This window comes from Corynebacterium sp. NML130628, assembly GCF_001875665.1.
Taxonomy (GTDB): Bacteria; Actinomycetota; Actinomycetes; order Mycobacteriales; family Mycobacteriaceae; genus Corynebacterium.
Genome location: NZ_MLAL01000002.1, coordinates 40,799 through 54,626, shown reverse-complemented (window position 1 = coordinate 54,626; position 13,828 = coordinate 40,799). Strand labels below are relative to the sequence as shown.

Here is a 13,828-nt window from a genome sequence, read left to right as displayed (position 1 = left end):
AGACCTCAGGTGTGGTCATGCCTTCGAAGTATTTGTCGACTGCGGCCTCGCGGACGGTGTCGGGGAACTTTGCGGGCATCGGAATACCTTCCAGCCCTCAGCACTCCAACGAAATGTCCGCGCTCCCGGTAGCACTATTACAAAATAGAACGCTAAATATCGCACAACGTAGGGGATGAGACCGTCAGACGACACCTCGGACAACGGAACGCCTTCTACGCTTGGTGACGCAACTCCTCGCCAGCCCGTCAACTGGCTGGTGTAAAAACTGGCGATTACCAGAAGCGGGAGGACAACAAAAGAAAACCACCATGGGGGCATCCACGGTTTTCCATGCTTGTTAGTTCTATGAAGCGCTCCGCCGAAGCCCATTTCTTCGAACCTCCTTAGAATTGTTCACTCAGGGCGCACGACCCCGCGTAAAGGGCAAGCTTTGCTACCCAAACGACTCTGCGGTACTGGTCAAACTCAGCACGTAGCTTCTTCACCCCGCTAGGCCGGGGATCGAGTGCTAAGGCATCGATTGCGGTCAGGATACGCTTCTGGGTCTGCTTATCGAGTTTGCGTAGTTCCTTCGCCGCAGAAGATTTGAAGGTGATGCGATAAGTGGCGTTTGACATAACCGCGCTTTACACCAAGCCGAGTTCTTTTTTGAGGTCCTCAAACGAGATTTCCTCGCCCTCTTGCCGAGCAATTTCCGCGGCGCGGATGTCTTCCAGGTCCTCGAGAGCTTCGACAGCGCGGGCAAAGAATGTAGGAGAGACGACAACTGCGCGAGCGCGGCTGCCCCGACTGGTGATAACGACAGGCGTGCGCTGCGCTTCCTCTAGTAGCTCGCTCTGCGAATTGCGGAACTCGCTGGATGTCACTGATTTGGTTTCCATATCGTAAATGTACATTTTGTACATATCGGTTGGCAGCGGTATTTCACTGGTCGTTCCGATGCAGGCTTGTGGTGAAAAGGTGCTGTAGCGCGATTGATCTGCAACGCTTTGCTCGTGTCGAGGTGTTTAAGGAGTGCGATGCAGGTCGCGCGTTTTCGGCCAGCCCGGCTGATTTTCGACGACCAGCGTCGCACGCTTTAGACACCTCGACCGGAATGGGCAGCAGTTTGCTCGAGTTTCCCAGTCGCCGAGTCGAAAGAGAAGACACGCAAAAAGATATTGCCAGCCGCGCGTGGACTGCACCCAGCGCGTTCGTTGGGCGTAAGGGACATGTTGTGTGTAAACAGCCGCAGCCGAACCACCCATTTCTCACGCTTAAGCTGGGGCTTCACTGCCTGTTGATGTCGGTATCGAATTCTTTCGGCCACCGTGCTGAGGACGCGTATTCGGTAAGGCGCGTGTTAGCATCTGGTGACGCGCGGGCGCAGACCCTACAGAAGTTCTCACTTTGGATGTATAGAAATGGCAATAGCCCCAGAGGATCAATTTGATTTAAAGGCCGCTGCAAACTATTTGGCGGAAATCCTCAATAAGGATGCTTTGAGTGAAAGCAATTCTAGGGTTGAAGGTGCCGTATCCTCGCCGAAGTTTCATGGGGCTGCCGCTTGGATTGATACATTTTTATATCTCATTTTGGAAGTAGAAACGTCGACCGGGACCACCTTCGTGGGGTTTGAAACCCTCTTTCAACCCGAGGGAACGTTTCACAAAAACTCGGTTGAGTATGAGAATGTCCATGATTTGTGGGCGTACGAAATTGCTGGCGATTCGTTTCTTCAAACACTCAGTTTTGAGGATCCGGAACGTATCACTTGGATGAGAGTTGATACGAAACATTTCGTTCCTGCTACGTGGAGTGATTTGCTGGGTTTTGCGTACGGGTCGAATCGAATATGGGTGCGTGATTAAAGTGGTAGCAACACCGGCATGAAACCTACAGGAGCAGCTTCATGAGCACCGACGTACACTCCAGCCATTTCCTCGCTGATTCCTACGGACCGCGTCTGAAGAAGATTGACGAAGGGTCGCGCGCTTTGCTTGCCGAATACCAGACTTCGCAGCCGCCTCTCGTCTCACCGGATATGGATGTCACGAATCTCCGTGGGGCCGCTTTCCCGCGGAGCTCAGTGGAGAGGATCCGCGATTCGAGCCTCGGCGAAGAGGAGCGTCAGAAAGCATTGACCTACCTGCTGGGTTGTTGGTATATCGACCAGGTTGATGGTGTTTGGGATTTCGTTCCCATGATTGTGGACAAGCCAGCCCTCTACCTTTCGTTTGGCCTTGGGGTTCGGACGAAGAACGGCTCGATGCTCATTGTCGCCGAGTCTGCTCGAGAGGTTTTGGAAGGCGGGGACCTCGCTTTTACGGACGCCCTTTATATGTCCAACGTGAAAGTCGAACGACGACTTGCGGAAGAGAGGTCGCGTTCGGAGGAGGCTAGGGCCTAGATTCTCGCACCAAAACGTCCACGTCATCAAACGTGCAATAAGGGCTTTAGGGGCGATGAGACGACTCTCCGCTTTGGTCAAACGTCAACGCCTTGTGGGGCGGAAATCACTGCGTAAGGGTGCTATTCGTTACCAGAAGGTGCTGCGTTTTTGCCAGAAGAAAAAGCAAGGAGATTGTTAGAGCCACGACGTTACTAAAGCCGTGGCTCTAACAAAAAACTGGATTTAATGGTTCGCTCGGGCCAGGGGGTTGACTCGAGTTGAGGATTGCAAAGCGCAGAGTTGAAGTATTGAAGCACGTAACAGTAACGATAACGCCATCTGCAGTGCTTTTACTGGGGTAGCGCAGGGGGCACAGCTGCATGTGCGATAGCGAGTTCACCGCTTGTTAGGACACGCTCTCAAATATCGGAGCTACGAAAGTCCTGCGCGGGATAGGCAGATCCGCTACTCTAACGAGAAAGTTGATTTCCTCTCCCTAAGTAGGTTGCAAAATGAAATTCAGTAACCGTATTCTCCCTTCCGCCACTGCGTTTCTTGCCGCGTGCATTTTAGACATCAGTGCAGCTAGCGCCGATGTCTTTCATGGGCATTGGATCGGAGGCCGAATTGAAGAAACATATCAACGCCTCGGTGGATGGCCCACATTTGGGGATGCCTTGACTCCCGAAAGCGTGTCGGCGTGGAATGGTCGTTTTCAAGTCTTCGCTCGTGATTCCTCTATTTATTGGCATCCCAATGTTGATGGCGGAACCGCCCACCAAGTTGGAGGGGCAATCAGGGACAAATGGGCGGAATTGGGGTGGGAACGGGAGTATCTGGGTTATCCCGCCACAGATGAACTTCCCACTCGGAAGCCAGGAGGGCGATTCAACCATTTTCAAGGAGGTTCGATTTATTGGAGCCCGTCCACCGGCGCGCATAATGTTCAAGGCGAGATTAAAAAGCGATGGGGTTTGAGCGACTGGGAAATGGGCCCACTTGGCTTTCCTACGACCGACGAGATCGACACTCCTGGCGGAGAAGGAAAGTTCAATCACTTTCAAGGAGGTTCGGTCTATTGGAGCCCGTCCACCGGCGCGCATAAAGTGCTAGGCGAAATTAGAAACTACTGGGGTAAACACGGGTGGGAGAAGAGTAGGTTCGGTTTTCCTGTATCCGAGGAACGGCGTTTGAATGACGGCGCAGTTCAACAAGAATTTCAAGGCCATGCCCTTCAATGGGTTCCTTTTAGGCCCGCATCCCTACCAGCCTACGACTCTGCATATGGTAGCTACAACCAGATTTACGATATTTTCAATATCAGTGATCAATGGACCCCGCAGGCCCTCAATAGAGAGTTGACCACTCGGTTTAATCAATATTTCACTTTCACGGGCTGTCCTGACATCCTCCGCGTGGGAGATACTTGCGACCTTGACACAGCATTACCTGTGGTTGCCCCAGTACGAGTAGAGGCCATTTCTCCAGACGGTTTCACCCTTAAATCCCTGGAGGGACACCCCGAGGGTGCCGGCCGGTTGATCAACTTCAGATTCGTCCCGACGACCGTCACAGGGGTCACGACTATCAGACTGCAAGTACAAGCATGGGGGCCCGTTTCAGGTGCATCTCGCTTTGGGCCTTTGAACTCCGAAACTATCGCTCGGTATTCATGGTCCCGCCTGGCAGACAATTTGCGGAAGCGAACTTCGACTGCATCTGCTACATACATCACCGCAGATAAGAACACTACCTCTGTTAGAACGTTGAATGTTCCCAAGTTGGACTCCGCATTTGCCCTTCCAGATGCTGAAGTGGTTGACTCGGAAGACTACCAGTTGAGCGAAGGTATGGATCGCGTTCCGCTCTTCCCAGCAGGAACATCCTCGGAGGAAATTGAAGCGGCACTGCAAAGTGGTAGCATGCCCACTTCATTTCCAACAACCCTTGAAAATGCGACCCCTACCTCAAGCGACACCACGACCAATAGGCAGCCAGATCCCGTTCAGGTGACACAGGGAACCGAAGATCGGACACAATGAAAGTCGTAGCGTTACCCCCAAAAAGAATTAGGAGAGAAACATGATCTTTGCAGTTCTGAGTCTCGGTGCTTTGGCCGCGCTGTTCAGCGCTTTATGCATCGTGATAATTGGGTTCCTAATTCAATTCTTCCTAGACCCCTTTTCGGTGAAGCGAAAGGTGCTTTCTGCATACCGATTCTTAGTGGTGATGGTTGTAATAGCACTCGTTTATCTAATATACGACGCGCAAAACGATGGGATGTGTGACGGTATGGTTCACTATGTGGTCACCGGGTATTTTATTACCGCAGTCATCATCAGCGTCCTTTGGCGCATCATTGGGTACTACTTCAGCGAAGAGCGGGAATAGGGTGGCAAAAACAGTCTGGACAGACCAGTTTCAGTAGTAATTTTGATGAACGGAGGACGCTGCGGCCTCTACTGGCATGGCGCCGGTAGAGGCTTTTGTGGTTAGCCAAAGGTCAGCGAATAGAGCTTCACACCCGCTGAAGGTCGAATCTGCAGCACCCCTTCCATTGGTGTGTCGCCTTTCACGAGGTCCAGGGTGCCGTCGGAAACATTAAAGGTCCGGTGGGAGCCGTCCGGGTACTCCACTTCTACTTCGCCCTTGCCCGACACGACTAGCTGTACCCACGCGGCATAGACGTTGATGTCCATGTGCCCGCCGTCTGTCTCGACTGATTCTGGCCCCAACGTCCACTTTCCGGACAGCGTGTACATGTATCGTTCCGGCGCGGGCTGTTCGCCGAAGTCATGCGAGCCATCGGTGTAGCCCTGCTGCGTCGTGTACTTGGCACGCGTCGTGCCCAGGTAGGTCTCCGGGTTGCGGTCCTTCGTACCAGACTCATTGCTTTGCTTTTCGACGACCTCCGGCAGCACCACATCAGGATTCGCCTCTCGCAGCAATTCCCGGATAAGCTGTTCTGTCTCTGCGTAAGAACCTTCACCTTCCACGATCTGACGAACATTGCCGTGTTGATCAATAAGGTATCGCGCTGGCCAGTAGCGGTTGTTGAAATTCTTCCAGGTAGCAAACGAATTATCTTGGGCCACTGGGTAGTGGATGCCTTCCTTTTCTACGGCGGCTTTCACGTTGTCCAGATCATGTTCGAAGCCGTACTCGGGGGAGTGGATCCCGACGACGGTGAGGCCGACGTCGCGGTAGGCGTCGTAAAGCTTGGTGATGTGCTCACCAGCCCGCTGGCAATTGATGCAGGCGTAGGCCCAGAAGTCGACGAGCATCACTCCGCCATCATGTGGGCTTGGTGGCCGGTCGGTGTTGATCCAGTTTTCGAGCCCTGCAAATTCGGGGGCCGGGCCGCAGTCGAGGAGGGAAGTGGGGTCGGATCGTCGGCAAGTATTGAGCTCGCCTGTGCCCAACGCATTGGTAGCGAAGTCTGAGTTTTCGAAACGCTGCGACAAACCCGCCGTCCAATTCGGAAGTGAGCGCTGAATCGCTGCCGGTGCATTGAGCGCGAGAGCAAGCGTGAATACGAGTACCACCACGCCAATTGAGCGGCGGTGACGCTGCACCACATCGACTTTCTCCCCGATCTTGTTGCCAGCAAGCGCGAAGATGAACAAGGGTAGTGCGGAGCCCAGCGCGAACGCTACGGTGAGCAGCACCGTATTCCAACCAATTTCACCTGTACTGCCCGCCACCGTCACAGCGGCCAGCACCGGCCCAGCACATGGCACGTACACTGCTCCGAGCGCCAACCCGATTACAAAACTACCTTTATCCTTCGCGTTCTGCTGGAGTTGGTACGGGCGTGGGATGGCGTCGAAAGGCTTCTGTACGACCTCCCCGATTTTAGGGAAAATCATGCCCAACCCCACCAAGCACAGCAGTGTGATGCCCGTCCACCTCAGCACGGACGGCGGTAAATGTAGCGCACTGAGCAACAGGGACCCCAGCAACGCGATCACTGCAAAGCTTATGGTGAGACCCGCCACCACATGCGATGGCCTGCGCCCCACACTGACCCCGAGCACTACCGGTAACACCGGCAAAATGCACGGTGACAGCGCTGTGATCACCCCTCCGATAAATCCAACAAGAACAACACTGAACATCTCAAACGTCCTTACTTCATTACGTTTTCCTGACATCCAGAACTACGGAGCACCCCACAATTTCGGATTGCTCCAATCCGTCGCTATGGGCCGCTCCGTAGTACTTGATAACGGGCCAGAAAACTGCGCCCACGATACCGACACAACGAAGGAGACATCATGTCTATTAACCGCACCATCGCTACCGTCAGCGCTATTGTCATCGCCGCGACCGGGCTCGCTGCTTGCAACGACACCGACAACAAAATGGACAGCTCCATGACCCCGACATCCTCCGCGATGATGAGTGAGGACAAGATGATGGAAGAGTCCAAGTAACTCGTGCTGCAAGTGCTAGATTTGAAGCCTGTGGAACTAGACAGTCTGTTAGATGGCGTGCGCGCGGGTGATAAGTCCGCTTTCGCCGATCTTTACGACGCTCTGGCGCCCCAGGTTCTTGGTCTAGCCACACATATTTTGCGTGACCAAGCCCAGGCGGAAGAGGTCACGCAAGAGGTGTTTGTAGAGGTGTGGCAGAAAGCCCACACGTTCGACCCGGCTCGTGGCAACGCGAAGTCGTGGATTCTTCGAATGACAAAATCGCGGTCCATTGACCGGCTGAGGAGCTGGCGCAGCGCCCAGGCGCGCGACGTGGAAGAATTCAAGAGGCAACTCACCACTTGGGTTGCGTCAGCAGAAAATGAAGCGCAACTCAGGCTAGACTCGCAGGAGCTTCAACAACTCATTGATTCGATTGGGGAACCCCATCGCAGTGCGCTCATGTTGGCGTACTTTGGGGAGTACACCCACCAAGAAATTGCTGATGCGACAGGTGTTGCGCTCGGCACTGCTAAGACGCGCGTGCGCGATGGCCTGAAAAAGTTGCGTAAGGCTGTGACATTGAAAGGAGGCCTGTGATGGATAAGGATTTCGAGGATCTTTTCAATTCTGCAGCCTCGCCAGTTGCGCCGCCGCCGGAGCTCAAAAGCGCGATCATGGCGCGTATTGACGAAACGGAGCAGGTCACCGATCTCTCCGCTGCTCGAAGCAAGCAGCCGAGTCGTCGTCTCTTCGCGGTAGCAGCCGCAGTGCTCCTTGTTGCCGGTTCTGGGGTCGTGGTTACTCAGTTCAGCAACGACGATGTGTCAGAGTCCATAACCGCGCAGGGTATTGACGAGATGCATGCAGTGATGGGTGCTGAAGATGCCCGCCAGGGCCAGGTCGAGGCTATGGGGGCAACCCTCGACATTGTGCTCAGTTCTGACATGGGCAAGGGCGGCGCCATGGTCAATGGTCAACCTGCGTTGGCTCATGGCATGGGCGCTCAAGTCTGGGCCGTTATGGACGATGGTGCGATGAAATCCGCCGGAGTCATCGGTCAAGAACCTCATGATGACGTGTGGATGCCATTGCCCGGCGACACTACCTCTGTTCTTGTGACTGAAGAAGTCGCCGCCGGCGCCGCACAGCCTTCTGGTGCGGTGCTGGCGAAAGTGAAGCTTTAGCCGCAAAAGGGGAGTGTGGTGGGGGCGCGCACGGCCTGCAGGTTGGTCATGGGTATGAGGCATGCTTGCTTATCGACGATCGCCCGCTCGCATGTCGCGCGCCTCCGTTAAGCTACCTGTATGAGTTCTGTGACAACTGCTCCGCGTCTTGATCGTGCCACCATGCGCCGCAACCTCGACGGCTTCAAACACCGCTGGCACGAACGTCTCGATGGGTGGCGCTCACTCGACGAAGGCGCACTCGAACGCAAATACGCACAGTCGTATTGGGCGGAGCTCCTCGCATGCTTCGGCATCACAGCCTCACGCATGGACTTGTTTGAGCAAGACGCCAAACGCGCCTCGAGCGGACAACGCGGCTACATCGACCTCTTCTGGCCAGGCGTGGTTATCGGCGAAGCCAAAAAACCAGGCGTCGACCTACAGGTAGCAATCGATCAAGCCCGCGACTACCTGCTTGGTGGCACGGTCAACGACGCCGAACAACCCCGCTACATCGTCGCCACCGACTTCTACCGCATCCGTCTCATGCGCCTCGGCGACCCAGAAACCAGGTTCAACATCGAGTTCCTACTCGAAGAAATTACGGACCACGTCGACGAACTTAAGTTCCTCGCAGGCTATGAGGACAAGCTCACGCATGTTGAGCAGACCCGGGCTTCGATCGCAGCATCGAAGATCATGGCGAACCTGTTTACCGCCATGGTCGGCGACGAGGTGGACGAAGCGGTAGGCGACGCAGCCCCCACCTACATGCAGGACGAGGAGCTCGCGGTGCAGGAAACGTCCATGTTCCTCACACGCCTACTCTTCCTCCTGTTCGGCGACGATGCTGGACTCTGGGAGCAGGACCTGTTTTATCGTTTCATTCTTGAGCACACCAACAGCGAGAACCTTGGCACGCAGCTTGCCGGTTTGTTCGAGGTGCTCAACACACCGGAGGAGCGTCGCCGACGCGTCCCCGATTCGATGGCTGCGTTCCCATACGTGAACGGCACGCTGTTTGAAACCATCATGCCCACCCAGTTCTTCACCCCGGAGATGCGCGACGCGATCTTGGTTGCTTGTCGATTCCAGTGGACCAACATCTCTCCGGCAATCTTCGGCTCGCTCTTCCAACTGGTGAAATCGAAGGAAGCCCGGCGCGATGATGGCGAGCACTACACCTCCGAGAAAAACATTTTGAAAACCCTCGGCCCGCTATTTCTCGACGAGCTCCGCGAAGAAGCCGACCGCCTCATCAACTCGAAGTCGACCAGCGTGAAGAAGCTCCGTGAGTTCCGCGACAGCCTCGCCACGCACGTATTCATGGACCCAGCCTGTGGCTCAGGAAACTTCCTGATCGTCGCGTACCGCGAGCTGCGCAAGATTGAGACCGACGTGATCGTCGCGATCCGCGAACGCGAAGGCAACACCGCCATGTCGTTGGATATTACGTGGGAGCAGAAACTCTCCATCGGTCAGTTCTACGGTATCGAGCTGAACTGGTGGCCAGCCCGCATCGCCGAGACCGCGATGTTCCTGGTCGACCATCAGGCCAACCGCGAACTCGCCGACCGCGTAGGCCTTGCGCCTGAGCGCCTACCGATCTCGATTACCGCGCACATCACGCATGCCAACGCCTTGGCGGTGGATTGGCGCAACGTCCTACCAGAAACCACTGGGCAAACATACGTGTTTGGTAACCCACCGTTTATTGGGCACCAGACTAAGTCCAAACAGCAGCGTGACGAGCTGAAGACTGTGTGGGGCAAAGACTCGAATGGGTTGCTTGACTATGTAACTGGCTGGCACGCCCAAGTTAAGACATTGCTCGCAAAACGCCAAGGTGAATTTGCGTACGTCACAACCAACTCCATCACTCAAGGGCAGGCGGTACCAGCCTTGTTTAAGCCGTTGATTCGGGATGGGTGGCGGATCAAGTTCGCACACCGCACGTTTGCATGGGACTCCGAAGCGCCAGGCAAGGCAGCCGTGCACTGTGTCATTGTTGGTTTTACTCGCGACCGAAGCGTGAAACAGCGCCTGTGGGACTACCCTGACGTTAAAGGGGAGGCAGTAGAACAGCAGATTGAGCAGGGGATTAATGCTTACCTGATTGATGGACCTCATTTGCTCGTAGAGCGAATAAACAATCCAATTTCCGTAGAGCTTCCAACTGCGCACTTTGGCACGATGCCGTTAGGAAAATTTTTGCTCGTCGAGGTGGATGAGTACGACGAGGTCGCAGCTGATCCGATAGCGGCCAAGTATTTGCGTCCTTTCCGAGGTTCCCGAGAGCTGGTGCGTGGTCTCGACAGGTGGTGCCTGTGGATGGCGGACGAAGACTTTGATCCATCGGATATTGCTCAGTCGCCCGTATTAAAAGAACGAGTTACAGCTTGTAAAGAGTTTCGCGAGAATTCGTCAACTGGCGGTGACGCGTACAAGTACCGAGGCACACCTCATTTGATGAGGCCGAATAAGGACCGCCCCGTAGTGGATTACTTGCTGATCCCGTCTGTCGTGAGCGAAACGCGCCCGTATTTCACCGCGCAGCAGGTCCCTGGTGACGTAATCGCGAGCAACCTAGCATTTACCGTCGAAGATCCCACCGGATTTGCTTTCTCGCTCATTTCATCGTCAATGTTCATCACGTGGCAACGCACCGTCGGCGGACGAATGAAGTCTGATCTTCGCTTCGCGAACACACTGACGTGGAACACGTTCCCCGTCCCAGAACTCGATGATAAGACTCGCCAGCGGATCATTGATGCGGGCAAGAAAGTACTTGCCGCGCGTGAACTGCACCCAGAGCGTTCGCTGGCGGAACACTACAATCCGCTCGCGATGGACCCGGCGCTGCTCAAGGCACACGCCGCGCTGGATAAGGAAGTCGACAAAGCGTTTGGAGCGCCCAGAAAACGTACCAGCGAAAAACAGCGCCAGGAAATACTACTTGCGGCTTACGCTACATTGATAGCAGATCAAAAATGATTCGGAAGAATCCGAAATAGCAAAGAAGGAAAATGCCAAAAATTAGCAGTCGCCATATCAAAGGAGCTAACGCAGAGAGTTATTTGACTACTGCGTTGGGCACTCAAGGCTTTCCCGTTGCAAGTTCGCAAGGTCGCGATTATGGAATAGATTTGTATGCTCAAGTTCCCAAAACGATTTTGACAGCAGAGGAGGTGAAGGGACTAGACACTAACGCTGATAACTATGAATTTGAAGTTACCGCTGAGCTCGTCAACGTCCAAGTCAAAGCAACAGTGGATAACAGGATTAAAGCTGAGCACTTGAAGCAGTGGGCGGAAGCTGCCCAAGGCGGTAATACTATCGTACTGGCTTTCGTACGTAACGGCACTGTTGAGTTGTTTCCTCCTTGGTCGTTTGCAGAGGTGCTATTTGACATGGAAGACGGACAGAAGACGTATGACATGGCTCAATGGAAGACGTCAGTGGTGCTTCCTCTTACGCCGAAGTCTGACAATGAGTACAACCGCCTTGGAATAACCATGCACGGATTTAGATTATCGCCGGAAATCGAACTGGATATGAATACGTTGTTGGAATTGAAACCAAATGACTGGCCGAGGTTCGAGGCTTTTGTCAGTGACAATTTTCCGATGATCCACAATCTCATTCTCTACAAGTACCCTCTGGGAAGAGCTTACAATGATGCTCTGGACAACGGAGACGTCTCAGATTTGTGTTGCCAGTTGATAACCGAGATGTGGGCCGCTTATAACGGCCGGGTCTCCCGCGATTTAGATATTGAGATAAATCGATTGGTAGACGAAGTGTTCTCGTTTAGATTCTTTGACGTACGTCAGAGCGAGAATAGTATCAATGAAGCGCGGACTGCGGATTACTATGGTGATCGGGTGGCTCCGTCTATAAAAGTGAAGTTCAGAAGGCTTTTGAAAATACTCGAAGCACTAGCTTAAATGTCGGACTAATATCCAAGGGTGTAACTTTAGGTTATGCCTCAGGGCCCAGTCATGAGCACAAGCTTGTGACTGTAAAGTAAAGCCTAATTAACCCTTTTACACAGGGGAATCAACATCAAGGTCCTACAGTTGTGCTTTGGAGGTTTCTTAGGGGGCACAATCAAGCTGACGGGGTCAGCTGGTGGGATAATTTCGAGTATCCAACCTGGAACAAACCAACCTATGGCAGAAAGAACTGATAAATGGGTCAGGTGGCGCGGTGTTCAGAAGACTGAAACGATAGCGGTGTGGTGAGTATCCAGCAAGAGATTTCTCTTGCGATACTGGATGGCCTCTACCACTGTGTTACTAGATGCAGCACCCGCGCAACTGCTGCTCTTCGCCAATTACGCGAAGATGACCAGCGAGCAAGCAGGGGACAAGGCCTAGCTGTCCCAGTCCACCGCCCACGGATCTTCCTCTTCTTGCTGGTCTATGAGTGCGTTGATTGGCTCCGTGAGATGCTGGTCAATCACGGTCCAGGCGGCTTCGCGCTGGTCCTGTAACAAGATCTGTTTCATCGCCTTGCTGCTGCGCGGGATGTCGGCGACGTCCTTCGCCCAACCGGCGAGGCGCAGCACCTGCTTCGTCTGTGCGAACAGGTCCGCCTCCTCGTTGAGCTCCAACCACAACTGCTCGACGGCCTGCAGGCTGTGGTCCCTCCCGAGCGTTTTCAGTGCTTCCTCCACGGTGGTTTTCATGACGGCGTCGACAACCCAGGCGCATTCTATAGATGGGTGGTGGTAGCGCATCATCCCGACCACCTTGTACGGGTTTCCGTCGGTGGTCTCCAGGGCTTTGGCCACGAGCTGCCCGGCTTGGTACTGGCGGAACTGGAATATCACCCGGTAAAACGCCTGGTCCTTCTCCTCCAGGATGCCTGGTGTCTCGCAAAGTCGGTCAAATACTCCCTTTTCCATTGTGCGGTGTTCGTCGCTGAGCTCGCGAAGTAATTTGTAGGCCGTCGGCTCGTTCGCGTTCTCGGGGTCGGTGATTTTCAGGTACTCCACGAGGAAAAAGATAGAGTCGCTATCGCGGTCGGTCATGGGCACGTCCCAGTCGGAGCCGCCGAAAATATCGGGGACGGGGCGTTTCGGGTAGCCGTAGAACCGCGCTGTGGGCGTTGTCATGATTGGACTCCTTCGGTGTTGTTGGTGTTGCTGCAATGTACCGAACGAGTCCGACATTCCGGTGAGCAAGATCGCTCGCAGTCGCAGATATGTTCGGGTTCAGAATCGCCCTCGGATCTCACAGAGAGTGCATATCCTGGCACCTACTGAAATCATTGGCCCGAAACATAGGAGGTACGTCCGTGCTCGTAGACGTGCTCACGTGGGCAACCGTGATGGCGATACGGGGACCGGACATTGTGGCTATCGGCACTTAGACTTCACGCTACGGACAGCGGGCAGGGTTCTGGACGGCACTCGGGGCGATGCTTGGGGTGGCAACGTGGTCGGTACTCGCGCTGCTCGGGATTGAGGCGCTCCTGCACGTCGTGCCGGCGCTATCGGTGGTGCTGCCGCTGGCGGGGTCGGTGGCGCTGATGCTGCTCGGCGCGTTTGGCTTGTAGGGGAGCGTGAGGCGGGCGAAGGGGACGTCGAAAAGTAATGAAGAGCAAGAAGTATCGAGCGTGGCCGCGCGCACGCCGAGCGCCTCGGTGCGGCTGGGGTACGTCACCAACATTTCGAACCCGAAGGCGCTGGTGTTCTTCACCTCCTTCTTCACGCCGATGATGAGCCACTACGATGGGCTGGCGAGATAGTGCAGAAAATGTGACTTATGTCGCAAAAATTGGCGTTGTTTTCTGCTGCGCTGCTCGCGCAATAAGGGAAAACTAGCAGGGGTCCAGACAATAACGTGCTCGCCACGGAAGGGGCG

Annotated in this window: 14 protein-coding genes and 1 pseudogene; 11 read left to right on the top strand and 4 right to left on the bottom strand. The window is 54.6% G+C overall.

The features are described from left to right. Positions 1 to 386: 386 nt before the first annotated feature. Together BJP07_RS00395 and BJP07_RS00390 are read right to left on the bottom strand one after the other, a co-directional pair. Positions 387 to 620, bottom strand: a complete 234-nt coding sequence (locus BJP07_RS00395; RefSeq protein WP_071565540.1) for a type II toxin-antitoxin system RelE/ParE family toxin — start codon at positions 618 to 620, stop codon at positions 387 to 389. A gap of 9 nt (positions 621 to 629) precedes the next feature. Beyond that, positions 630 to 884 (bottom strand): type II toxin-antitoxin system Phd/YefM family antitoxin, encoded by a 255-nt coding sequence (locus tag BJP07_RS00390; protein WP_071565547.1) that lies wholly within the window; start codon positions 882 to 884, stop codon positions 630 to 632. Between the two features lie 522 nt (positions 885 to 1,406). On the opposite strand from BJP07_RS00390, the gene BJP07_RS00385 reads away from it, so the two are divergent. The 4 genes from BJP07_RS00385 to BJP07_RS00370 all read left to right on the top strand — a co-directional run bounded on the left by BJP07_RS00385 (position 1,407) and on the right by BJP07_RS00370 (position 4,765). Beyond that, entirely contained in the window at positions 1,407 to 1,853 is a 447-nt protein-coding gene (locus BJP07_RS00385) for a hypothetical protein (protein ID WP_255365865.1), read from the top strand. 41 nt (positions 1,854 to 1,894) lie between these two features. After that, entirely contained in the window at positions 1,895 to 2,392 is a 498-nt protein-coding gene (locus tag BJP07_RS00380; protein WP_071565539.1) for a hypothetical protein, read from the top strand. 494 nt (positions 2,393 to 2,886) lie between these two features. Continuing rightward, a complete protein-coding gene (locus BJP07_RS00375) occupies positions 2,887 to 4,416 on the top strand; it encodes an LGFP repeat-containing protein (RefSeq protein WP_071565538.1) in 1,530 nt (509 codons plus the stop codon). 40 nt (positions 4,417 to 4,456) lie between these two features. Beyond that, on the top strand, positions 4,457 to 4,765 hold the full coding sequence (locus BJP07_RS00370; RefSeq protein ID WP_071565537.1) for a hypothetical protein: 309 nt from the start codon (positions 4,457 to 4,459) through the stop codon (positions 4,763 to 4,765). Between the two features lie 101 nt (positions 4,766 to 4,866). On the opposite strand, the gene BJP07_RS00365 is transcribed toward BJP07_RS00370, so the two are convergent. Beyond that, a complete protein-coding gene (locus tag BJP07_RS00365; RefSeq protein WP_071565536.1) occupies positions 4,867 to 6,492 on the bottom strand; it encodes a cytochrome c biogenesis protein CcdA in 1,626 nt (541 codons plus the stop codon). A 159-nt stretch (positions 6,493 to 6,651) separates the two neighbouring features. Between BJP07_RS00365 and BJP07_RS11120 the strand changes: the two genes are divergently transcribed. The 5 genes from BJP07_RS11120 (at position 6,652) to BJP07_RS00345 (ending at position 11,905) form a co-directional block, all read left to right on the top strand. Further along, on the top strand, positions 6,652 to 6,810 hold the full coding sequence (locus tag BJP07_RS11120; protein WP_177222482.1) for a hypothetical protein: 159 nt from the start codon (positions 6,652 to 6,654) through the stop codon (positions 6,808 to 6,810). Positions 6,811 to 6,840: 30 nt separating this feature from the next. Next, a complete protein-coding gene (locus BJP07_RS00360; RefSeq protein WP_071565545.1) occupies positions 6,841 to 7,389 on the top strand; it encodes a sigma-70 family RNA polymerase sigma factor in 549 nt (182 codons plus the stop codon). Next, positions 7,389 to 7,976 carry an anti-sigma factor gene (locus BJP07_RS00355; RefSeq protein ID WP_071565535.1) on the top strand — a complete coding sequence of 196 codons (588 nt, stop codon included), beginning with the start codon at positions 7,389 to 7,391 and terminating at the stop codon, positions 7,974 to 7,976. Before BJP07_RS00360 ends, BJP07_RS00355 begins: the two co-directional genes overlap by 1 nt. Positions 7,977 to 8,096: 120 nt before the next feature. Further along, positions 8,097 to 10,952, top strand: a complete 2,856-nt coding sequence (locus BJP07_RS00350; protein ID WP_071565534.1) for a DNA methyltransferase — start codon at positions 8,097 to 8,099, stop codon at positions 10,950 to 10,952. Positions 10,953 to 10,984: 32 nt separating this feature from the next. Further along, positions 10,985 to 11,905, top strand: coding sequence for a DUF4365 domain-containing protein (locus BJP07_RS00345; protein ID WP_071565533.1), 921 nt, complete (start codon positions 10,985 to 10,987; stop codon positions 11,903 to 11,905). Between the two features lie 428 nt (positions 11,906 to 12,333). Here BJP07_RS00345 and BJP07_RS00340 read toward each other — a convergent pair whose 3' ends face one another. Further along, positions 12,334 to 13,077: a hypothetical protein gene (locus BJP07_RS00340; protein ID WP_071565532.1), complete on the bottom strand. Its 744-nt coding sequence runs from the start codon at positions 13,075 to 13,077 to the stop codon at positions 12,334 to 12,336. 278 nt (positions 13,078 to 13,355) lie between these two features. On the opposite strand from BJP07_RS00340, the pseudogene BJP07_RS11115 reads away from it, so the two are divergent. Beyond that, positions 13,356 to 13,520 (top strand): annotated as a pseudogene (locus BJP07_RS11115) (hypothetical protein); the annotation flags it as partial. 6 nt (positions 13,521 to 13,526) lie between these two features. Continuing rightward, on the top strand, positions 13,527 to 13,712 hold the full coding sequence (locus BJP07_RS10910) for a hypothetical protein (protein WP_143109611.1): 186 nt from the start codon (positions 13,527 to 13,529) through the stop codon (positions 13,710 to 13,712). Positions 13,713 to 13,828: the final 116 nt, after the last annotated feature.

What these genes read in the sequence shown, in the direction of transcription:
- BJP07_RS00395 (WP_071565540.1), bottom strand. Translation starts at nt 620, where the DNA reads ATGTCAAACGCCACTTATCGCATCACCTTCAAATCTTCTGCGGCGAAG.
- BJP07_RS00390 (WP_071565547.1), bottom strand. Translation starts at nt 884, where the DNA reads ATGGAAACCAAATCAGTGACATCCAGCGAGTTCCGCAATTCGCAGAGC.
- BJP07_RS00385 (WP_255365865.1), top strand. Translation starts at nt 1,407, where the DNA reads ATGGCAATAGCCCCAGAGGATCAATTTGATTTAAAGGCCGCTGCAAAC.
- BJP07_RS00380 (WP_071565539.1), top strand. Translation starts at nt 1,895, where the DNA reads ATGAGCACCGACGTACACTCCAGCCATTTCCTCGCTGATTCCTACGGA.
- BJP07_RS00375 (WP_071565538.1), top strand. Translation starts at nt 2,887, where the DNA reads ATGAAATTCAGTAACCGTATTCTCCCTTCCGCCACTGCGTTTCTTGCC.
- BJP07_RS00370 (WP_071565537.1), top strand. Translation starts at nt 4,457, where the DNA reads ATGATCTTTGCAGTTCTGAGTCTCGGTGCTTTGGCCGCGCTGTTCAGC.
- BJP07_RS00365 (WP_071565536.1), bottom strand. Translation starts at nt 6,492, where the DNA reads ATGTTCAGTGTTGTTCTTGTTGGATTTATCGGAGGGGTGATCACAGCG.
- BJP07_RS11120 (WP_177222482.1), top strand. Translation starts at nt 6,652, where the DNA reads ATGTCTATTAACCGCACCATCGCTACCGTCAGCGCTATTGTCATCGCC.
- BJP07_RS00355 (WP_071565535.1), top strand. Translation starts at nt 7,389, where the DNA reads ATGGATAAGGATTTCGAGGATCTTTTCAATTCTGCAGCCTCGCCAGTT.
- BJP07_RS00350 (WP_071565534.1), top strand. Translation starts at nt 8,097, where the DNA reads ATGAGTTCTGTGACAACTGCTCCGCGTCTTGATCGTGCCACCATGCGC.
- BJP07_RS00345 (WP_071565533.1), top strand. Translation starts at nt 10,985, where the DNA reads ATGCCAAAAATTAGCAGTCGCCATATCAAAGGAGCTAACGCAGAGAGT.
- BJP07_RS00340 (WP_071565532.1), bottom strand. Translation starts at nt 13,077, where the DNA reads ATGACAACGCCCACAGCGCGGTTCTACGGCTACCCGAAACGCCCCGTC.